Consider the following 20,248-nt stretch of genomic DNA (forward strand, 5'->3'; position numbering starts at 1 on the left):
TACCCTTTACACTGTTTTATTCTGTCCATCTCAGCAGTTTTTTCTGTTTTTGATCAAACACGATCTGTGCAGTTCTTTCTGTTCCCGACTCCGTTGACACTCTTAAGTTGATTTCTTTTTGTTCTTTTATCGATGTATCATGAATGTAATAAGAAACCCGTCCATATGGAAATTGCTGCGTACCCTCCTGGCCTTTCCGTTCCTCTAGAACATGCCGAATCGAAAGAAGCACCCCATTTTGAAGCAAATTCTCTCCTATGTATAACTCTTTTGTTTCCTTTTCAAACATGCAGCGTGAAATATATTGAGCAGCAGCAAAGTTCACGATTAACAGCACAAGCGCTGACACAAAAAGAACAGCTGGATAAATAAACCCTCTTGTACGATACATTCACCCCCCTCCTAAATACGAATAGACTGGAAAAGCAGTTTGATACACTTTTTGGTCCTCACTCTCAATTTTCAGCAAAACAACACCATTTTCAATATCAGCTTTCATGGCAGTAATATGATCTAAAATCGGAACATGCCCTTTACCATCCACTCTTTTTCTTATCATTGATTGATAAATGTCAAAACGGATGTCTTGTCCGGAAAGATTGGTGCAGATTAACACGCTCCCATGCTCGGCTGTCTTAACTGCCTGTGACTCCTTGCATTCATTCATCATCTGTTCTATCGAAATCATCCATTCTTGCTGTGTGAAACCGTCATGTTCCTGCTGTCGAGACAAAAACAGATGGAAAATCGCAGCTAACGATCCTGATATGAGCAAAAAGACTGAGAGCGAAAATAATACGTTAAGAAGCGTGTAGCCATTCTGTCTGCAGGATGCTGAGGCAATATGATTTCTCTTTATAAGCTGTGGCTTTGATACATACGTTTTGATATTCGCCCTCCTCCTCCCACTTCATTGCATAGATATGATTGTTCTTTGTAATTGTTTTTGACGCGGCTCCTTCACCACTCATGACATATTTGCTAATGCTCTCATTCATCATCTGATAGCCGATTTCTCGTGATTCCGCCATTTTTTCATCAGCTATTAGCTTGTCCCACAAGGGGACGACTGTCAGCAGCACAAACAGCCACAGGCTTAGCGCAGACATTGTTTCTATTGTAGAAAAACCTTTATTTTCTCTCCACATTGACTCTCCCGCTCCCTAGATAAACTGTTATGTCATAAACGGCATGGCCTTTTACTCGTATTTTTCCGCCTGCATTCGGGTGCCCTTTCTCATTAAATTCCAAACGGTCTTTTAATGTCAGCAGTTCTATAGAAAGTCCCGTTGCATACGGACGTTCAATAACCGTATCACCAATGACTAATTGATATTCTTTTTTATGAAAGAGAATTTTTGTTCTTTGTTGACGGGAAATAGCAGTCTGCTGTGTGAGCATCATATCATTTTTCAGCTGCCTTGCTGCCTGTCGGACAGCTGTATTGTCATAAGCAGGAGGAAGTGTGGTGAAGACGGCAATCAGGAGGATAGAGGCAAGGCTTAACACAAGCAAACTTTCTAAAAGGGTAAACCCCTTCTCCTCGTTTAATTTAATGTTCAACCTTAACTTCTCCGCCGGTGATGATAATGTGCTTACCATTTGGACAGACAGCATCCTTTTTCACATAGCCCTCTGACTGTAAATCGGCAAGGCTCGGAGTTTGTCCTTCATGATCAAGCTCAAAGGCAGTCATTTGTGCCTTAACCATGTTTTGTAGGCCTTCACAGCCCTTTTTTTGAATGGTTTGATTATGTTTCGTGACGTTCGGTATCGTAATTAAAAGCAAGATCGAAATAATAAAGAGCACGATTAACATTTCAACAAGTGTAAATCCTTTCTCATTCATCAGCCTCTTCCTTTCACATTTGATTCATCATCTGATACATAGGCACAAGCATAGATAAATACACAAGTAAGATCATCGCTGCAACAAATCCATAAATCATTGGCTGAAGGATGCCTGTCCATTTTTGCGCTTTGTGTTCCAGCCGCTGTAATATGAATTGGCTGTATGTGAAAAGCTCCCGATCCAATCGGCCGCTCAGCTGGCCGTGAGATATGACTTTTGATAAGTCAGTTTCATAAAAAGGGCTTCCACAAATAGCGGATTCAATTGACTCACCGGCTTTTAGCCGTTCAATCAATTGTTCAGCCTCGCAGCGGTAGAAAGGGAGAAACGTTTGATGTTTAAATGCATTAAGGCTGTCATAAATTGAGAGGCCCGATTTTAAAAGGCTGCTTAGCTGCAAAGAAAAAAAGTAGCTGTTAAACAGCTTGACAAGCTTTCCAACCAAAGGAATCCTGATACAAATCAGCATTTGCCGGGCAGGTGATTTTTTCTTAAACACAAGCCAATAATAAATCCCGATACCTGCTGTAAAAAGAACAAGCAAAATGATCACAAGATCAATATGCTGAAAAAAAGCAAAAAGCATATCGGTTGAACGTGAGGTTTCCATATTCATCGATTGATAGATACCGGAAAACTGAGGAATGATGATGGACTGTAACATATAAAACATGACAGCGACCGTAAAGATGAGGAAAAGCGGATAGCGCAGCACTCTTTTCAGCTGGTCTGCCTGTGCAATTTTTCGTTCCAGCAGCTCTCCGCTCTGGATCATGGAAGCAGGCAGTTCACCATGTGTTTCAGCAAAATAACAAATACCTAAGGCTTCCTTATGAAATGACAAACTCTTTAGTACTTGATAAAACGGAGTCCCTTCCCTCAAACAAGTGACCGTATCAGTCAAGTCAGCCGCCTGCCTCTTATTCATCTGAAGTTCCATCAGGCGTAATCCATCCAGAAGCGTATATCCCCCCGCAGTCATTTCACCGAGCCGCTTTAATAACCTGGCTTGATCCTTTAACGACCAGACTTTTCTAATCTTTTTCATGATAAACCCACCGGTCATAGTTGTTTGTCGTTAAATAGCCGAGCGCAATTCCTTTCCTGATAATTTGACGAAGCGTTTGATATTGGTAATTTGCATGATTTCCTTTTGCCTCCTGAATACATTGCTGAAGATTTTTCCCGTATAGAAGCTCATAAACACTAGCTCTCCTGGTATTTCGTGACTGGCGGCAATACACTGATGAACATCCGTTTTCACAAAACGGGCAAGCCAAATCAACCAAGCGCTGAGCCGCTATTGCAATGACAGTCTGTTCGATTTCATTCATATTGATACCGAATTCAAGCAGTCTGTAAATGGCGCCCTTTGCGTCTCTCGTATGAAGGCTCGTTAGTACCAAATGTCCCGTCATCGCTGCCCGCACCGCAATTTCAGCTGTTTCCGCGTCTCTGATCTCACCTAAAATAATCATATCGGGATCATGGCGCAAAATTGCTTTCAGACCTGTGGAATAAGTTACACCGGCTTTTTCATTCACCTGAACCTGAAGAACATCTTCGTCCCTTGTTTCAACAGGGTCCTCTAATGTGACAATATTTCGATTAAAGTGTTTTTTTGCATATTGAACGAGAGAGTATAGTGTGGTAGTCTTCCCTGAACCAGTTGGCCCGGTAAAAATGAGCATGCCATGGGAATGTTTTAGAAACGAGAGTAATGTGGCTCCTGTCTTCGGAAATAGCGACAATTTATCAATCGAAGGGATATTGTATTGGGGCATCACTCTGATCACGAGGCTTTCTTCATTAATTGTGGGCAGCGTTGACATTCTTAAATGAACATTTCCCTCTTTCAGCTTTAACGTAAGCGAACCGTTTTGCGGCTTTCGCCTTTCACCTATATCCATTGCTGAAAGAAATTTAAAATGTGAAATCAGTCTTACGCACTCTTCTTTTTTCATGTCCCTTTTTTTCAGCAAGGCATGATCGACCCGAAAATGAATGATAGCGTCCCGCTCCCTCGGCACAATGTGAATATCAGAAGCCTTTGTTAGATATGCCTCTTCAATCAAGTTTTTGCTTACCTTTTCTATTGAATCCAATTTGATTCCCTCTCCTTTCAACGCATATTGTAGAAAAAGAAGAAACGGTAATCAAACAGGGAAAACGTGATTTTGTGAGATGTTATATGCTGAAAAACCAATTCTTTCTGGCAAGAAAAAAGACTTTCAACTGAATGTACCCCTGTCATTATAATTTTCCCTATAAATAAAAAAGCAGACATGGTCACCATGCCTGCTAGATTCCATTTTCATTATGCTGTTTTCGCTTATTGACCAGTATCTTTCTCAACGGAAAGGTCGCCTAATGCAACAATACCGGTCATTTGGTCATTTTCAAGAATCGATAAACTGCGGATTTAATGCTCTGTCATAAGCCCCTTGACATCGTATCCGGTCACCCTGATATGTCTGGTGAAAAAGCGGGGCACGCTGCACAAAATATGAAACATCCTATAGAGTCCGCCTTTTTCGAGGTTTCTTTTTCTTCTTCCGCTCCTGCAGCATATCTCCCGTCCAGCCTTTTTTTCTCAAATAGAGATAGATCAGAACTGTAGATGTGACAATCAATAAGAGGGAAAAGAGATATCCGTATTTCCAATTCAGTTCCGGCATCACTGAAAAGTTCATCCCCCATAAGGCACCCAGAGCTGTAATCGGAGTAAAAAGCGTCGTGAAAATGGTCAGCGCTTTTACAATTTCATTCCCCCTGTGTGAGGTAATGACTTCCTCTGAATGCAGCAGATTGTTAAGCTCCCCTTCAAATTCGCTGATGTATGTAAATCCCCTGTCAATCTTCAGTTGTGTCCGCTGATAATCCTTTTTCCCTTCATTTTGAGGTAAAAAGGTTTCTTTCAACGCCATTTCAATTTTTTTAGCGCTTAATATCAAATTTTTCCAAATCATCAGTTCATGGCGCAGGAGATGGACGCGGTTTAAAATGCTTTTGCTATTGTCGTCTTTAATTTGCCATCTGAGCTTTCTCAGCTTTACTTCAAATTCATCAACACCGATTAAATACGCATTCATTAGTTCGCCGAGAAGAATTAAAAACCCCTCTATCGCATTGTCCGCTCTTTCCATTTGCCGGACAACTTCTTTGCCTTTAATCTCTCTCAAAATCGAAAAGTCAAAATTGATTGTAAAAAAATATTGTCTGGTGATATAAAAGTGAAAAACAGTATGGTCTTTTTCTTCACCAAGCCCCTGATCATAAACAATCGACCCAAATACCGCTTCATTTTCCGTTTCAGTTGTATCTACTCGCAAAAAATTAACGTGATGGTTATTTTCAAACCACTTTTCACACTGAGGCCAGTGAGAAAAATGGATTAGATCTCTTGCCTTACTTCTTTCTTGAGGCCCCATTTGGTACCAAAACCAATCCTTTCCTGTATGTGCCTTCATGTCAAGATCCTCCAAACTTTTGTTCTTTATTATTTAATTGCCCAATAACCGCGTCACTAAACCAGGCTGCCGCTTCAATACATGTTTTATGAGCATTTTCAGGTGGTATGGAATGTAGAAAGACATCGGAAAAGGGAGGTGCATGCCTTCCTTGGAGAAGGCAGTTGTTTTGGAATTTGTCAATTTACTAGCAGTCGCTATTCTCATTTTGTTAACAGGATTTTTTGTTGCCGTAGAATTTTCAATCGTAAAAGTGCGGCGATCCAAAATTGATCAGCTTGTCGCAAAAGGAAAGAAAGGTGCTAAAGCGGCAAAGCATGTCATCACTCACCTTGATGAATATTTATCAGCCTGTCAGCTGGGCATCACAGTCGCAGCCTTAGGACTGGGATGGCTTGGGGAACCGACTGTGCAAACTCTGCTTCGACCGCTTTTTCATAAAGCAGGCTTAAATGAATCGCTTACCCACCTGCTTTCACTCGTCATCGCATTTTTAGCGGTTACGTATTTAAATGTCGTTATCGGGGAGCTGGCTCCAAAGAGTTTCGCCATTCAAAAAGCAGAAAGCATTACCTTGTTGTTCGCTAAACCGCTTATTTGGTTTTATAAGATCATGTTTCCATTCATTTGGCTGCTGAACCACTCTGCCCGATTGATTACAGGAGTGTTTGGGCTGAAGCCGGCATCAGAGCATGAGCTGGCTTATACAGAGGAAGAACTTCGGGTCCTATTGGCTGAAAGCTATAAAAGCGGCGAGATCAGAAAAAGTGAATTAAAGTACATGAATAATATCTTCACCTTTGATAAACGAATGGCAAAGGAAATTATGGTGCCGCGAAATGAAATGGTTAGTTTGTCACTAGATGAAGACTCCATTTCAAATCTTCAGGAAACAGTCAAGCAAACAAAATATACCCGGTACCCAGTTGTAAGAGAGGATAAAGATAACGTTATTGGCGTGATGAATATGAAAGAAGTGCTGTTTTCCATGCTGACGAAAGATTTTTCAATCAAGAAGCATCAAATTGAACCTTTCGTACAGCCCGTTATCCATGTCATTGAGACGATTCCTATTTATAAACTATTGCTGAAAATGCAAAAGGAACGCACTCATATGGCGATCCTCATAGATGAATATGGCGGGACGTCCGGTTTGGTCACTGTCGAGGATATTATCGAGGAAATTGTAGGAGAAATCCGTGATGAATTTGATGCGGATGAAGTGCCTCATATCCGCGAACTTGGAAAGGATCATTACTTGTTAAATGCAAAATTATTAATCAGCGATGTTAACAGCCTGCTTGGAACCGATTTATCGGACGCAGAAGTAGACACCTTGGGCGGCTGGTTTTTGACACAAAACATAGACGCTGAGCCTGAAAGTACCATAGAATATGATGGCTACTCTTTTAAGGTAAAAGACATCAACAGCCATCACATTTTATTTATAGAAGTTAAAAAAGCTGAATAGCCCGTGAAAGGCTGTTCAGCTGCTATCTTTCAAGATAAACATGGCAAAGGCATCAACACTCTTTTATTTTAAACCCTTTATTGGCCAGGGCTTTAGCAAGACTTTGCTCGGTTTTCACATTCGAAAAATCCAGACCCAGCTTCACGACAGTTTGGGCAATTTCCGGCCTGATTCCTGAAATAATCGTCTCAATGCCGAGCAATTTGGTGCTGTCAATCACTTTAAAAATTTGATAGGCTACCATGGTATCAACGATAGGAACGCCCGAAATATCTAAAAATAAATACGAGAGCTTTAACGCTGAGCACTGCTCCAGCACAGACTCCAAAATCGTCCTCGCTCTGTGCGTATCAATTTCACCGACAAGCGGAAGAATCCCAATTCCATCAGTAATCGGCATAATCGGCGCACTCAATTCATTAATCATTTCTTTTTGCGCGTTTAATTGTATCATGGTCACCTGGTGATATTCTTCCGTAAACACTTCGATGATCTCATCAATGTTTTGATTCAAGATCCGGCTCCACTCATAAAATTCCTGAATGCTGATGTCTTGAGAAGAAGCTTCGCTGAATTTATGAATCCATTCAAACATGATGTGCCTGAAAGTGTTAAACTGGCCGACACTTTGTGTAACCGTCACTTCATGAACGGCACGGTCTCTGGCGCATTGAAGAGACCACCGGTTGAGCTCATCCTCTACGTCTTCTTTTCTAAGGGATTTTGCTACGATGGTCACCAATAATTCATGCTGGTCTTTTAACTTTTGTTCTAGTTTTTGCTGATCTTTCGCTGAATACAGCCAGCTGCCTGTTGATGTACAAACTTCCAGCCATTGTTGCGTGATATCTTCTTTGTGCTCTGTTAAGTGCTGATCAAGAGCTATCATCTTAATGAGCTACCTCCTGTTTTTGAAAAATGTACGCTATATATGTATAACGCGTCTGCCTTTACACATACTATGTTTAGATTCAATGGGCTATAGCCAAGCGGTAAGGCAATGGACTTTGACTCCGTGATCGTTGGTTCGAATCCAGCTAGCCCAGTTTCTGAACAGGTGAAAAACCGAAGACAAGCTGATTCGAATAAATCAGCGGATCTTCGGTTTTTCATCATGCAGATTGATGAACCGTTTTCTTCTTCGATAACTTCAACAGTTCTCCCGGGTTATAACCAATCACCAGCTTTTTGTTGTCTACTAGAATCGGGCGTCGCAAAAGCTTCGGCTTCTCGATTAAAAGTTCCAGCACCTCATTTACCGTCATTTCTTCAATGTTTAAATTTAAATTTTTGAAAGTCTGGCTTCTTGTCGCCAAAATTTCATCAATTCCTTCTGTCGTTAACGATAAAATGTACTTTAATTCTTCTATTGTCGGGGTTTCTCTGAATAAGTGCCGTTCGTTAAATTCAATTTGATGTGCTTTAAGCCAATGTTTTGTTTTTCGGCATGACGTGCAGCTTGGATATGAGTAAAAAGTTAATTGTTGTTCCATTCGTTTTTTCCTCCTCAGTTAACCATCTCTTTGTAGAATAACTACCCGGATCATTTTTCATTTAAACCATTTACAGAACTTTTTTCGGATTATTTTTTAAAAAACATTCATACAATAGAAAACACAATCAAAGGGACAAATTCCATTTGTATATTAATAATGAAAATGTTTACATTTCTAGGTGTGATCTATTATAATAACAGTCAGAGGGACTCTCGGGAGGGGATAAAAATGAATCGCATGTTCCGGGTGTTAGGATTTTGGACGGGAATTTTTGCAGTCATGTTTTATTTAGGTGATATGAAAGATGCTTCCCTTTTATTTTTTGGACAGACGATCTTATTTGTGTTTCTATCGTATTTGAACTTAACCGAACGCATGTATATTTATATTTTTGGCGCTTATTTAACAATTTTCTTCGCCGGCTTTACATATTACTCGATTTTTATTATGGTGCCCGGCGGCGGAGGCCATTAAATGCAAAAAGAGACAAACCTTATCGGTTTGTCTCTTTTTTTACAATGAAAACCCATTTAAAAACGGATTTTGATCCTGCTCAGTCAGTATGTTTGTTTCAGGTCCATGGCCGCTTAACACCAGCGTGTGTTCCGGAAGCGTAAGCAGTTTTTCATGAATGGACGTCAGCAGCGTCTCTTGATTGCCGCCTATTAAATCCGTACGTCCTATACCGCCTTGGAACAAGACATCTCCGGAGATAACCAAGTCTGCATCTTTCACGTAGTAAGACACACTGCCTGGTGAATGCCCCGGCGTAAATAATGTTTCCAAATGAAACGGCCCGATATTCAACTCACCGTCACCTTCAATTAAATGATCTGCAGGCTTAGCTGTTACTTCTATCCCTCGCAGCATGCCGGAGCCGTTTAAAGAAGCGTCCGTAAGCCAATTTTTTTCATTTTGATGCAGGTAAACAGGGATATCCCATTTTTCTCTCACTTCATCAAGCGCCCCAATATGGTCAAAATGGGCATGTGTAAGCAAAATGGCTAAAGGCGTCAGCCCTTTTTCTTTTATGTATTGATTGATTTTATGTCCCTCGCCGCCCGGATCAAAAATCAGGCATTGATCATCATTGATGAGAAAATATGCGTTCGCTTGAATCGGCCCTACTGGCATTCGTCTCCATTTCACTATTATCACCTCTTTCTTTTTTATGCTCTTATTATGAGGGTTTTTTAAAAAAGATTCAAACAATCGCAATGAAAACGCTATCGACAAACCTATAAAAAACAGGTAGAATAAAACTGGAAAGAATTGCAGGTTTTTCAATGTAAAGGGGGCTGTGTTATGTTACTTGTCGTGATTTTCGGCCTTGTCGCTCTTTTCGCTTTATGGGGAGTCTTGCGTTCTGTTAGAAATAAAAATATACTCGGGTTTTTATTAGCCGGTGCCACCTTATTTGTCTTTGGCTGGTTTACCGTGATGACCGTAATAAACAGCGGGTATCCAACCGCACATTAAAACCTGTATCCGATGGGATACAGGTTTATTTTTATGGCTGTAAATGTTTATTGACACTTTCTATTTTGCTCTCAAGCGTCGTTTTTTTGTCACGCCTGTCATCGATACGGATATTCGTTGCGACTCTGTGCAATCCTTTTTGAAATGGCGCTTCGTGAATTGCCTGAATGACTGCAAAAAGGTCACTGAGTTCTCCCTCGATCAGCGTATTCATCGGTGTCAGCTGATATTTGATTTTCCCTTCTGCTTGATATCCTTCTAATATCTTTTGCACATCGGCTACGTAAGCACTGACACTGGGTGTTTCCGTACCGATTGGGATAATGGTTACATCTGCGATAGCCATCGTTATTCCATCTCCTTTTGATCAATGATGAGTTGCTTCGTTTCATGTGATTTCAATAAAATAATTTGCTCAAAATGAAAGCCGTATAACGCATATTTCCCGTTCGGAGATATTTGAATCGGCTCCATTTCCCGCAGAGACACAAGATCCTTTGTCTCTCCCGATGCTACATTGATTGCTGCGAGCTTATATGCATCGCCGCTTTGTTTGAATGTATAAAACAGGCCTCCTGCATCATCATAGTCATACTCCATTGGAGCCAAACTTGTATATTTCGCTTGGAGCGGCCATTTCGCTGTAACAGGTGATGTTGATTGCGGCGTTTTAAACTGATACGTCCCTTTTCCTCCGGAAGCTGATTTGACAGTAAAACTCATTTGATGGAAAGAATCGAAGAATAGAACGTCATCCTCAAGCTTCTGTTCCGTCTTAGAAGCTGTATCGAACGTATATAAAGGCCCTGTTTTATCGTTTCTTCCCTCTTTTACATAATCAAATGTATTTTTGGATGTCCAATGAATGAACGGAACCTGTACCGGACTTAAGAAAGATTCGTCTTTTTTAGCATTCACCTGATATGTATGGAAATCCCAGTTTTCATTGAATTCCGTCACCATCATTTGATAAGGATCATACTGATTCCAAGCAGCCTCAAGCTCATACGTTTCGTAATCTTTTTCGTAAAGCGCCTCTCCTTCTGCATTAAGCAAAACCACTGCCGTCTTTTGGCTATGTGTGATTTGCAGCAGAATCATCTGCTCCCTCGCATTGATTTGAACATCAACGATTTGACCATCCGTTTGATAGAGCTTTTTCGCTTTGCCTGTAAAGATGCGGTACGCAAAAAGCTCTGTTTTCGTCGGATTAGACGCAGTATATAATATTGTGCTGTTATTCAGCCAGCCTTCCGCCCCATCCGCTTTTTCCGCGGAAAGCGGTATGATGTCTTTTTTCTCATCTTTTGCCGCCGATGCCTGTTTTTGCTGCTGATGAGATGGTTCGCATGCCGATAAACTAAACAGCAATACCGCCAGCAGAATAAAACAAACTGATCTCATCAGCATTCCCCTCCGATCATCTTTATTCTCTCATATTTGCTTCGGCAGGAAAAAGAAAAAGTTTCAGTTACTCATGAAAAAATAACGCCCTCCACAAGATGCCGCTTGTGGCGTTATATATGTGTGAAAACTGCTGAAACGGCAAAGGATTTTGGCCTTTTCCAAGTTCCACCGTATACCCTTCCTTAAAATAATGGTGAATAAACCAATCACGAAATCCAGCATAGCTGTCTATATCCCTTACTCCCTTATAAATGTTCCCGCTTAACTCCTCAAAATCCTTTATGACGGCAGCAGATTCCTCAGGCTCAAGGCCTTTATAGCCCCAATAAATTTCTTCTCCTTGAGTATGAAGAGCCAGCAGTCTGTCAGGCGGATTCTCCGTGATCAGCCGGTACATCGCAATAGATTCCGGCTCCGTAAGCGGAGAGATTCCCGGAAAATCGCGGTAGCTGGGTGCTGTCGGTTTTCGGTATTTTTCAATTTCCCATAATGATGGAAATTGTTTATTTAAATCAACCCCGTTTATATTCGCCTTCCATTCATTAAAATTTGGACGATGTTCATTTAGCCTTTCGAGCTCATCTCTTCTGGCTCCCATGACTTCTGATCCGTTTAAAACAAGATCAACGCCATCCGGATTGACAAGAGGAACGAGGGATAAGGATGTGCTGTTAAACAGCTTTATGGGAGAAAAGCCAAAGAAAGGCGAATTGCAGCATAATGACATACAGTATTCCTTAAACCATTTTAGCAGGACAGACGTTGTAATCCACTCATTCGCATGAAATGACGCGTTCATATGGACCTTTTTTACGGCATGCTCCCCACCAGCCTTCAGCTCCCAGATAGGCCTGCCGAGTACAGAACGGCCAATTTCCCGGCATGAGACAAACGGAAAAACATCAATAATCTTCTTTATTTCCTTTTCAACAGCTGAATCATCATAGATTTTCTCTTGCTCAATCCAGCTATCAGAAAGTTTCAGCTGCCGAGGCTGTAAAAAGCCCTTTATGTCCTGAATGCTTTGAAGCTCTTTGCCGCTATGCTCCTCTATCACATAACCAGGGCAATACAATTGATGTTTTTGTGCGGAGCGATTTGCACTTTTAAGCAATTCCTCGTCTATCTTCAGTTCTTTCGCCACTCTGGCCAAATTGTTCTTGATCTCAGGTTTCACCGTAATAAACGCCATCATCATCCCCCTTTTTTGTTACTATATGACAGCGTATTTAAAAAAAGAAAGCCTCCCGCTCACTTTGACGCGGGAGACATTGTGATTACGATGCCTGATCAAGCATTTGTTTTTCTTTCCGTTTTGACGAATTGTCCAGCCTTTTCTGGTCATAAAATCGCAACAAATCCCCATAAATGATTTCATCAGAAAGTGATAGCTCCTGTTTTGCTTTATCAGCAAATGCTTCACATTGTTTTGTCTCTTCTAACGGTTTTCCCGTCTCTTTGTCATAACACGCACCGTCTGTATAAACAACCTGATCTGTGATAAAGCTCCCGTCCCGGAGCACCGTGAAGTCCAGTTTTTCGTCTGAAAGCAGATCGTTGCCGAATTGAATTTGATCTTTCGTATCAATCCCTAAAAGATTCATCAGCGTCGGCCTGATATCAATCTGCCCGCCTACTGTTTCAATGGTTTGCGGCTTTTTATCAGTAATACCCGGAATATGAATGACCAGCGGCACTTTTTGGAGCTGTACCTCTTCAAATGGGGTTATTTCTTTTCCTAAAAACTGCCCCATCGCTTCATTATGGTTTTCTGATATACCATAATGGTCACCATATAATACAATAACAGAGTTGTCGTATAACCCGTCTTCCTTCAGCTTTTCGATAAACCGTTTCAGCGCCTCATCCTGATAACGCACTGTCGGAAAATATTTATTTAGCGTCTGGCTGCTTGAATCATATTCATCAATCAATTGATCCTCTTCATCAAGATCAAACGGGAAGTGGTTCGTCAGTGTAATCAGCCTCGAGTAAAACGGCTGAGGCAGATTTTTCATCAGCTCTGAAGACTGCTCAAAAAATTCTTTATCCTTAAGTCCCCAGCCGACTGAATTTTCGTCAGTTACATCATACGAGTTAATATCAAAAAACGAATCATATCCAAATGAGTCGTACATTAAATCACGATTCCAAAAGCTCTTATTATTAGCGTGGAGCACCGCTGAATAGTATCCGCTGTTTTTCAAAATTTCAGGAGCGGCCATATATTGATTGCCCGCATTCGTAAAAAATACGGCACCTCGTCCAAGCGGATACAGTGAATTGTCCACGATAAATTCAGAATCCGAGGTTTTCCCCTGGCCTGTTTGGTGGTAAACATTATTAAAGTTGTAGCTCTGTTTTATAAAGTCATTCAGAAAAGGCGTGATTTCTTCTCCATTCAATTTTTCATTAATCACGAAGCTTTGCGTCGACTCTAAGGATACGAGAATGACGTTCCTTCCTTTTGCAGCGCCGAATAAGCGTTTGTTGGCATCCTTCGCATTAGCGGTTACGTAGTTTTCAATCTCCGTCAGGCTGTTGCTGTCTGCCAACGCTCTCTGTGCGGATTGCTTTGACTGAAGAACGCCATCGTAAATATGAAAATTAAACAGGCTAATGTTTTTAACAAGCATTTCTCTGTCAAATGAGCGTGTCAATAGCTGAGGTCTTTCCGCCTCAGACAAGCCCAGGTTGAAGAAATAAACAGAAGCAACGAACAAAAAATAAGCCGCCCGTTCATTTTTCGTTGAGGGAATGTCCGATTGAAAAGCTTTTTGCCGGATGTGAAGCCATATTAAAACCGCAATATCTACAGCTAATAGGAGGTCTGTCGGCTCAAGAAGTGTTCCGATGCTGCTTCCGAGATCACCCATATTGCTCGTTTGAAAAAGAACAGGGATTGTTAAGAAATCATTGTAAAAACGGTAAAAAACCATATTTGCCAGCAATACAAACGTGACAAGACAGCTCATCGCGATAATATAGCGATTTCTGTTTTTGCCTTTCAAAAACAGGCTGAGGCCAAAAATAAGCAACAAAAAACTCAATGGGTTGATAAACAGAATAAATTCCTGTGTTAGATTGTCGATTTTAATATGAAAACTGGTTTTGTAAACAGCATACGTTTTCAGCCACATCAATAAAATGGCAATCAGCATAAATGAAATCTTCGAAAAAAACGTTTTTCGCATTTCAACCTCCTATGCAGCACGCTCAAAAAAATCAGTCTATTCCCAACATTCTCATTAACACATCAAATTAAATCTTAACCTGAGCACAACAAAAAATCAATTTCATTTACACAATTTTAACAATTTTGATGTTTCAGCCATTCATTTTTAGCGATCCAAGCGCCTCCGATAACGCCGGCATCATTTCCAAGTGCTGCGATTGAAATATCAGCAGCTTGGGCTGCCCGCGGAAACGCGCATTTGCGGAATGTTTTCTCGACTTTTGATCTCAGCAGTTCTCCGGCTCTCGATACGCCGCCGCCAAGAACGATTTTGGATGGATTAAGCGAGCTTGCCAAATTTCCGAGCACCAAACCAAGGTGCTTGGCTACATAATCAACCACCTCAAGGGCAATTTCATCATTTTCACCCGCCGCTTCAAACACATCCCGCGCTGACAATTGTTCGGTTGCTTGTAAACGTGTCGTCTTTTTAGCATTTGCTATTTTTTCTTTTGCAATTCTTACAATTCCGGTTGCTGACGCAATTGTTTCGATACAGCCCGTTTTGCCGCAGTTGCAGGGCGCTCCGCCTTCAGGGATGCTGCAAATATGGCCGATTTCTCCGCCGGCGCCATTTATGCCATGTACAATTTCACCATTTGCAATGATGCCGCCGCCAACTCCTGTGCCAAGCGTCACGAGAATGACGTCTTTTGCGCCATCACCCGCTCCCTTCCACATTTCCCCGAGCGCAGCAATATTCGCGTCATTTTCTATAACAGCTGGGATGCCGGTTTCTGTCTCCAGATGGTTTTTCAAAGCATAATTTTTCCACCCTAGATTTACTGTTTCATAAACAACTCCTGCCGCCATATCTACAGGGCCTGGTGCACCCATTCCGATGTATTTGATGATGTGCTTCGGTTTTTGCAGCTCATCCAGCTTGCCGTCGATAGTTTTTGCAATTGTGACAGTAATCGTGTCGCCGGTTTTATCAGTCGGAACTTCCCACTTATGCTGAATTTCGCCATATTGATTAATAAAAGCGAGTTTAATCGTCGTTCCTCCCAGGTCAATGCCCGCAAACCATATCTCGTCCATTTTTATCACCTTAGCCTTTATAAAAATCTCTTCCGTTTTTTGTTTGTTCCAATTCTTTTCGAAGGACAGCTGCCGCTCTGGCCCACTGCTCCTTTTCAATCATGTGGTTCATGTATAATTCCTTTAATTCATCCAGCATAAACTCAATTTCAAGCTCTCTGTCTCCAAAATAAACAATGTGGCCAAACGTTTTTAACAGCTGCTGCACATCATAAAATGTATTCATTTTCCTCACCATTTCTTGAACTTAACTATCATAAGCGTATTCATAAGGAAGCGGTCAGTCAAGAAGAAAGCGCTGACAAAAAAGCCAGCTTCCTTTCCATATTCCACCTTTATGATTCTTTATTGTTTTCAATTTGCCGCTGCAGCTCCTTGTAGCGCTGCTTCATAAGGAAGCGGTCAGTCAAGAAGAAAACGCTGACAAAAAAGCCAGCTTCCTTTCCATATTCCACCTTTATGATTCTTTATTGTTTTCAATTTGCCGCTGCAGCTCCTTGTAGCGCTGCTCCTTCGGCTTCAGTTTCACAGCCGTCCGGATGGCCTTTTCTGCTTGTGCAAGCTCATTTTTTTCCGCATACAATAACGCTAAATTGTAATAGGAAGCATGGTCTTTAGGTTCTTTTTTCACTGCTCGTTCCAAAAGGGAAACCGCCTGATCATATTCGCCGATTTGAATATCAGAAACAGCAAGAATTTTCAAAAGATCGGCAGAGGCATCTTTTTGCGCTGCTTCTCCGTTCAGCAATTCTGTTACTTCTTCATACTTTCCTTCCTGATACAGCTCGCTTGCCTGCTGAATCAGCGCTGACTCCTGGTGTGAAGGCGAATGCAATCCGTAATATAAAAATCCAACAGCCAAAGCAATCAGCAAAACCGCTGACAACAATCTTTTTCCAAAGGCTCCGGCTTTAGGCAACCCCAGTGCTGCTGCAGCGAAAAAGCCGCCAATCAAGCCGCCGATATGTCCTGAATTATCAATATTCGAAACCGCAAAACCAAAGCCCAGATTGATGATAATAATGACAATAATATTGGTTCCTATGGTTCTTAAAAACATTTTTCGATTGGACAAAGCAACATACAGTAATGCGCCTAAGCATCCGAATATGGCTCCTGATGCGCCTGCCGAAGGATACGGGCTGAACACAAAACTCACAATCGAACCCGTAATGCCAGCAGCCAGATAAATCAGCAGAAACCTGCCCGATCCATACATCCGCTCAACCGCTGTACCAACCGACCATAAAGCCAGCGTATTGAAAGCTAAATGCGCTATGCCGATGTGAAGCACGATCGGTGTCAGAAGCCGCCACCATTCTCCTTGTGCAATCAGGCTGTTTTCTTTTGCTCCAAAAGCCACCAGCGTCTCCGTATTAGTGCTGCCTCCGTTTATTTCGAGCAAGAAAAACATCAGGATCTGAAGCGCAATAAATAAAAATGTAAAAATCGGTTTTCCATTTTGAAAAACCGCCGCTTCAGTTTTTCTCTGTTCTTCTTGTTTCAGCACTAGCGAAAGGAAGCGTTCTCGTGCCATTTGCGCATCTTCAAACGAAGCGTGTTCCTCTGTACAATCTTCTGTACGAAATGATGGAAAAACCGCTTGAAGATCATCTCGAAGCATCGTTCCTCTAACGATCGCCGGCTCAACTGACACAGTTCCCTTCTCAAAAGTTTTTTTTGCAATCTCTTCCCAGTCATCAACAGGGGCATCCGTTGAAAAAAACACGTTCAGCAGCTTCATCCTTCGTCTGCCCAATTGATGTCTGACTCGTTCTACTCGTTCGGCCTGCTCTTCGATGTCTCTAACCATTTCTTGACGGAAATCAAGATCGTGCTTATAAAGACGAACTAGATCATGAGAGGACTTGTCCGGCGCTTCCAGCCATATTTCATCTGACTCGCCGGCTTGTATGACGCCATACCCGCTATTCACCAGGTGCGCCGCAATTTTCCAATATGTATACTCCAGCAAAAACATGTTTACCGCTCCAATAGTTTTTTTTCATTATAACAGCTGGCGCTCCGAAACGCCTACTGAAAGCAAAAAATCCCGTTTTTCACGGGATTTTAGAAAGCTTGCTGTATAAACTTATTGCGGATAAATGGAATTCTTAAAAACAAATGGATAAAAGACCGCCTGATTCCTGGCTGGCTGAGTACAGTATTCATAAGACGGTAGCGATTTTGATAAAACATGACGGCAGAAACCGCGAAAATGGCATATATCAAAAGTTTTTTCATGATATCCCTCCTGCCAATAGGGTTTGTTATTCTACCTTATTTATTCTCGAATAAGGGACAGGAAAGTTATGAAAAACAAGAAATAATCCGATCCTCTGTTATCAGCTTATGTACAGGGATGTCATGCGGCAGGCGGGGTACGTGCGCAAACAACTGGCACTCCAAAAGCAAAGAGACTGTCTTCCCTTCATATTCACTTAAATAGCGATCATAATAGCCGCCTCCAAAGCCGACCCTAAACCCGTTAACATCAAAACAAACACCTGGAACGATCATCAAGTCAATTTGTGATGGGTTTACTACTTTTGTTTTTTCAATTACCGGCTCGAGCAGTCCGGCGTACACGGTTTCGAGCTGATCATCGGTCTGATATGTCCGAAATTGCATTTTCTTCGTGTCCGGATGGCATTTTGGGATGCAAACTTGTTTTCCTTCTTCCCAAGCCTGCTCAATGACAGGACGCGTCGGTATCTCTAATCCTCTGGAAATAGTGACGGCAATGGTGCCGGCATTTTGCCACTCCGGCAGAGAAAACAAGTACTTATACATACGTTCCGTTTTTTGAAGAATATCTTCATTTGATAAAGCAGACAGTGCCTCCAGCGTCTTTTTTCTTAATTGTGATTTCATCTCTCATCCCCCTCGGAATAGAAAAAAAGCCAGAACCTTTTTCAAAGCTCTGGCTTTTTTCTTACACCTCAAACAGCAAGGCTGTTATTTTGTTTCACGGTGTAACGTAGATTTTTTATCACGTGGGCAATATTTTTTAAATTCAACGCGGTCTGGATTGTTGCGTTTGTTCTTTTTAGAAATATAGTTACGCTCACCACATTCAGTGCAAGCCAAAGTAATATTAACGCGCATTATTTTCCCTCCAAACTAAAATCATTTACTTATTCAGACTTATATATAATACCACTATAATGGACGGAATGCTAGGCTGTTTTTCAATGAATTGCTGAATTATTGAAGATACGCTCATAAAGCTGCAAATATGATGACATAATGAGTCGGGGGTGGTGGAGCTTGAACACTTGTTGTCTGCCAGCTTCTTTTATCCGGCGGGCTTTTTCCCGGTCTTTTAAAAAACTGTCCAGCAGATCAGCCGCTTCCTGTACGAGCGTAAAATCAACGATGACTGCCGTTTTGTCATGAACGGCATAGTCACAAAAACCACCCGACTGAGAAACGACAGTCAGCACACCTTGTTCCATGCTTTCTTGCGCAGCAAGCCCAAACGGTTCATAAGAACTAGGGAAAACAGCCATTTCACAGTGAGACAGTAACGTTCTGATGTCTTTCCTATTTAGAAATGGCAGAAACATGACACGATCCTTCAGGTTATATGCCGCAGCCAATTTCTCATAGCAGGACAGAGACGGCCCCTCCCCAGCCAGCACTAGATAGAGGTCAGGCTGATGCTGCTTCAAGATGGCAAACACCTTTAACAGCTGCGAAAATCCTTTTTCCGGAACAAACCTTCCATATGAAAAGAGGAATCTTCTATTGATGCTTCTTGAGATTTTCCCCTTCTCTTCCTCCATAGATGCAGGACTCGGGATAACGGTTATTTTCTTATGTGCCGCCTTATCAAGAGACCGCTTCATAAATGTGCTTAATACGACCAAAGCATCAGCCGATTCTATAAGGAGCCGTTCGGTCATGAGCCTGTATGGGTGTGGGGCTTCTCGGCACACCTTCTTCCTTTCGCTTTCAAGGCCGTGGATTGTCGCAGCAAGCGGAAGGCCAAGCCGTTGTTTCAAATACTGGGCGGCAGGGGCTGTTGTGTCATCATGAGCATGAATCAGATCAAAGCGTTCATTGTGTGATAACACATGGCGAACCATTGTAAAGTTAGCATCAGCTATGTAATCTTCAAACTTCGCATACGAAAACAACTGCCCGCTCGGAGTACAAACTGTAATGTTGATATGAGGGTTTAAATAGGAATTGAGGCGGTTTAAATGGACACCGAGCCCGCTTTTCGGCTCATCGGGATGTTCGGGTGAAAGCATGAGAATGTTCACCGTTCTTTTTCCCCTCTCCCATAACAGGTGTATGCAGAAAATTGCGCCTCCCAACTGGTGTGCGCTTCTTCAATCTGAAAACTGTTTATATGACGAATCCCATTTTCATCAAGATAGATGTCGTCTGTACCGGCAAGCTTGAGAGAGACATTCATTGAATTCACAATTCTGTATTCAGCCCGATATACAGCATCACCAGCCGCCTGTCTAATCGTCCATTCGCCTTTATCATACGTTGTGCGTTTTGTCCTGACAGCTTCAATGTCTTTTCTTTTGATGACAATGCGCAATTCTTTTATCATATCCTGCGTTTTTTCGAAAAGGACCGCTTCAGCCAGCCGCATTGTTTCTTCTGAGATTTCCCAGCTTACGGTCAGGGTGTGAGCGTTTTGAATGATCATGTCGAATGTGTCCCTAAAAAAGGCAAGCTTATGTCGTATATTATAGGGAAATGGGTGTTTATCCATGGACTCCTAACATTTCTCCTTTCCAATCGTTCACTTCGTGTTCCTATTAAACCATTACA

Annotated in this window: 26 protein-coding genes and 1 tRNA gene; 4 read left to right on the plus strand and 23 right to left on the minus strand. The window is 41.8% G+C overall.

All coding sequences use genetic code 11. From position 1 onward, the window contains the following. Nucleotides 1-16: 16 nt before the first annotated feature. From comGG to corA, 8 genes are all read right to left on the minus strand, one after another. Complete coding sequence (comGG, locus tag ACFVP7_RS13885) at nucleotides 17-391, minus strand: ComG operon protein ComGG (protein WP_014480253.1); 375 nt, start codon at nucleotides 389-391, stop codon at nucleotides 17-19. Next, on the minus strand, nucleotides 392-775 hold the full coding sequence (gene comGF / locus ACFVP7_RS13890) for a ComG operon protein ComGF (RefSeq protein WP_046160582.1): 384 nt from the start codon (nucleotides 773-775) through the stop codon (nucleotides 392-394). It lies immediately after the preceding gene. A 25-nt stretch (nucleotides 776-800) separates the two neighbouring features. Then, nucleotides 801-1,148 (minus strand): ComG operon protein 5, encoded by a 348-nt coding sequence (gene comGE / locus ACFVP7_RS13895; RefSeq protein ID WP_046381178.1) that lies wholly within the window; start codon nucleotides 1,146-1,148, stop codon nucleotides 801-803. Then, the gene (gene comGD / locus ACFVP7_RS13900; protein ID WP_046381179.1) at nucleotides 1,132-1,563 is read right to left on the minus strand and encodes a comG operon protein ComGD; all 432 of its coding nucleotides are present in this window, start codon (nucleotides 1,561-1,563) and stop codon (nucleotides 1,132-1,134) included. Before comGD ends, comGE begins: the two co-directional genes overlap by 17 nt. Next, nucleotides 1,553-1,849 (minus strand): comG operon protein ComGC, encoded by a 297-nt coding sequence (gene comGC, locus ACFVP7_RS13905; protein ID WP_014477332.1) that lies wholly within the window; start codon nucleotides 1,847-1,849, stop codon nucleotides 1,553-1,555. Before comGC ends, comGD begins: the two co-directional genes overlap by 11 nt. 13 nt (nucleotides 1,850-1,862) lie before the next feature. Beyond that, a complete protein-coding gene (comGB, locus tag ACFVP7_RS13910; RefSeq protein WP_338730579.1) occupies nucleotides 1,863-2,900 on the minus strand; it encodes a comG operon protein ComGB in 1,038 nt (345 codons plus the stop codon). Continuing rightward, on the minus strand, nucleotides 2,887-3,957 hold the full coding sequence (gene comGA, locus ACFVP7_RS13915) for a competence protein ComGA (protein ID WP_015714258.1): 1,071 nt from the start codon (nucleotides 3,955-3,957) through the stop codon (nucleotides 2,887-2,889). The genes comGB and comGA overlap by 14 nt, the downstream gene beginning before the upstream one ends. A 411-nt stretch (nucleotides 3,958-4,368) precedes the next feature. Next, entirely contained in the window at nucleotides 4,369-5,322 is a 954-nt protein-coding gene (corA, locus tag ACFVP7_RS13920; RefSeq protein WP_004399136.1) for a magnesium transporter CorA, read from the minus strand. A gap of 142 nt (nucleotides 5,323-5,464) precedes the next feature. Here corA and ACFVP7_RS13925 point away from each other — a divergent pair, with 142 nt between their 5' ends. Continuing rightward, nucleotides 5,465-6,793 carry a hemolysin family protein gene (locus tag ACFVP7_RS13925; RefSeq protein WP_375059921.1) on the plus strand — a complete coding sequence of 443 codons (1,329 nt, stop codon included), beginning with the start codon at nucleotides 5,465-5,467 and terminating at the stop codon, nucleotides 6,791-6,793. Between the two features lie 52 nt (nucleotides 6,794-6,845). Here the strand turns inward: ACFVP7_RS13925 and rsbRD are convergent, their stop codons facing one another. After that, nucleotides 6,846-7,682, minus strand: a complete 837-nt coding sequence (rsbRD, locus tag ACFVP7_RS13930) for an RsbT co-antagonist protein RsbRD (RefSeq protein WP_015714260.1) — start codon at nucleotides 7,680-7,682, stop codon at nucleotides 6,846-6,848. A gap of 86 nt (nucleotides 7,683-7,768) precedes the next feature. Between rsbRD and ACFVP7_RS13935 the strand changes: the two genes are divergently transcribed. Next, nucleotides 7,769-7,839 (plus strand) — tRNA-Gln (locus ACFVP7_RS13935). 66 nt (nucleotides 7,840-7,905) lie between these two features. Here the strand turns inward: ACFVP7_RS13935 and mgsR are convergent. Beyond that, nucleotides 7,906-8,286 carry a transcriptional regulator MgsR gene (gene mgsR / locus ACFVP7_RS13940; RefSeq protein WP_014477337.1) on the minus strand — a complete coding sequence of 127 codons (381 nt, stop codon included), beginning with the start codon at nucleotides 8,284-8,286 and terminating at the stop codon, nucleotides 7,906-7,908. 231 nt (nucleotides 8,287-8,517) lie between these two features. Between mgsR and ACFVP7_RS13945 the strand changes: the two genes are divergently transcribed. Then, nucleotides 8,518-8,763 (plus strand): DUF2626 domain-containing protein, encoded by a 246-nt coding sequence (locus ACFVP7_RS13945; protein ID WP_003226300.1) that lies wholly within the window; start codon nucleotides 8,518-8,520, stop codon nucleotides 8,761-8,763. A gap of 39 nt (nucleotides 8,764-8,802) precedes the next feature. On the opposite strand, the gene ACFVP7_RS13950 is transcribed toward ACFVP7_RS13945, so the two are convergent. Then, on the minus strand, nucleotides 8,803-9,438 hold the full coding sequence (locus tag ACFVP7_RS13950; RefSeq protein WP_338730581.1) for an MBL fold metallo-hydrolase: 636 nt from the start codon (nucleotides 9,436-9,438) through the stop codon (nucleotides 8,803-8,805). 156 nt (nucleotides 9,439-9,594) lie between these two features. Between ACFVP7_RS13950 and ACFVP7_RS13955 the strand changes: the two genes are divergently transcribed. Further along, nucleotides 9,595-9,768, plus strand: coding sequence for a DUF2759 domain-containing protein (locus ACFVP7_RS13955; RefSeq protein WP_003230141.1), 174 nt, complete (start codon nucleotides 9,595-9,597; stop codon nucleotides 9,766-9,768). Nucleotides 9,769-9,799: 31 nt separating this feature from the next. On the opposite strand, the gene ACFVP7_RS13960 is transcribed toward ACFVP7_RS13955, so the two are convergent. The 12 genes from ACFVP7_RS13960 to ACFVP7_RS14015 all read right to left on the minus strand — a co-directional run bounded on the left by ACFVP7_RS13960 (nucleotide 9,800) and on the right by ACFVP7_RS14015 (nucleotide 20,189). Further along, nucleotides 9,800-10,114: an MTH1187 family thiamine-binding protein gene (locus ACFVP7_RS13960; RefSeq protein WP_003230139.1), complete on the minus strand. Its 315-nt coding sequence runs from the start codon at nucleotides 10,112-10,114 to the stop codon at nucleotides 9,800-9,802. 2 nt (nucleotides 10,115-10,116) lie between these two features. Continuing rightward, complete coding sequence (locus tag ACFVP7_RS13965; RefSeq protein ID WP_338730582.1) at nucleotides 10,117-11,178, minus strand: hypothetical protein; 1,062 nt, start codon at nucleotides 11,176-11,178, stop codon at nucleotides 10,117-10,119. A gap of 61 nt (nucleotides 11,179-11,239) precedes the next feature. Continuing rightward, nucleotides 11,240-12,370, minus strand: a complete 1,131-nt coding sequence (locus ACFVP7_RS13970) for a M14 family metallocarboxypeptidase (protein ID WP_338734163.1) — start codon at nucleotides 12,368-12,370, stop codon at nucleotides 11,240-11,242. Nucleotides 12,371-12,452: 82 nt separating this feature from the next. Beyond that, nucleotides 12,453-14,369, minus strand: coding sequence for an LTA synthase family protein (locus tag ACFVP7_RS13975; RefSeq protein WP_003230133.1), 1,917 nt, complete (start codon nucleotides 14,367-14,369; stop codon nucleotides 12,453-12,455). Nucleotides 14,370-14,485: 116 nt separating this feature from the next. After that, nucleotides 14,486-15,451: a glucose kinase GlcK gene (glcK, locus tag ACFVP7_RS13980; RefSeq protein WP_015714264.1), complete on the minus strand. Its 966-nt coding sequence runs from the start codon at nucleotides 15,449-15,451 to the stop codon at nucleotides 14,486-14,488. A 10-nt stretch (nucleotides 15,452-15,461) separates the two neighbouring features. Further along, nucleotides 15,462-15,677: a YqgQ family protein gene (locus ACFVP7_RS13985; RefSeq protein WP_004399107.1), complete on the minus strand. Its 216-nt coding sequence runs from the start codon at nucleotides 15,675-15,677 to the stop codon at nucleotides 15,462-15,464. 231 nt (nucleotides 15,678-15,908) lie between these two features. Further along, complete coding sequence (gene yqgP, locus ACFVP7_RS13990; protein WP_338730583.1) at nucleotides 15,909-17,432, minus strand: rhomboid protease YqgP; 1,524 nt, start codon at nucleotides 17,430-17,432, stop codon at nucleotides 15,909-15,911. Between the two features lie 89 nt (nucleotides 17,433-17,521). Next, the gene (locus tag ACFVP7_RS13995) at nucleotides 17,522-17,695 is read right to left on the minus strand and encodes a hypothetical protein (protein WP_003230126.1); all 174 of its coding nucleotides are present in this window, start codon (nucleotides 17,693-17,695) and stop codon (nucleotides 17,522-17,524) included. Between the two features lie 66 nt (nucleotides 17,696-17,761). Next, nucleotides 17,762-18,325: a 5-formyltetrahydrofolate cyclo-ligase gene (locus tag ACFVP7_RS14000; protein WP_043857824.1), complete on the minus strand. Its 564-nt coding sequence runs from the start codon at nucleotides 18,323-18,325 to the stop codon at nucleotides 17,762-17,764. A gap of 84 nt (nucleotides 18,326-18,409) precedes the next feature. Continuing rightward, nucleotides 18,410-18,559 (minus strand): 50S ribosomal protein L33, encoded by a 150-nt coding sequence (gene rpmG / locus ACFVP7_RS14005; RefSeq protein ID WP_003153056.1) that lies wholly within the window; start codon nucleotides 18,557-18,559, stop codon nucleotides 18,410-18,412. Nucleotides 18,560-18,642: 83 nt separating this feature from the next. Beyond that, nucleotides 18,643-19,722 (minus strand): glycosyltransferase family 4 protein, encoded by a 1,080-nt coding sequence (locus ACFVP7_RS14010; protein ID WP_396582324.1) that lies wholly within the window; start codon nucleotides 19,720-19,722, stop codon nucleotides 18,643-18,645. Continuing rightward, nucleotides 19,719-20,189 (minus strand): hypothetical protein, encoded by a 471-nt coding sequence (locus tag ACFVP7_RS14015; RefSeq protein ID WP_072175540.1) that lies wholly within the window; start codon nucleotides 20,187-20,189, stop codon nucleotides 19,719-19,721. The genes ACFVP7_RS14010 and ACFVP7_RS14015 overlap by 4 nt, the downstream gene beginning before the upstream one ends. Nucleotides 20,190-20,248 lie beyond the last annotated feature (59 nt).

Origin of the sequence: Bacillus sp. SG20033, assembly GCF_044570195.1 — a bacterium.
Lineage (GTDB): Bacteria > Bacillota > Bacilli > Bacillales > Bacillaceae > Bacillus > Bacillus subtilis.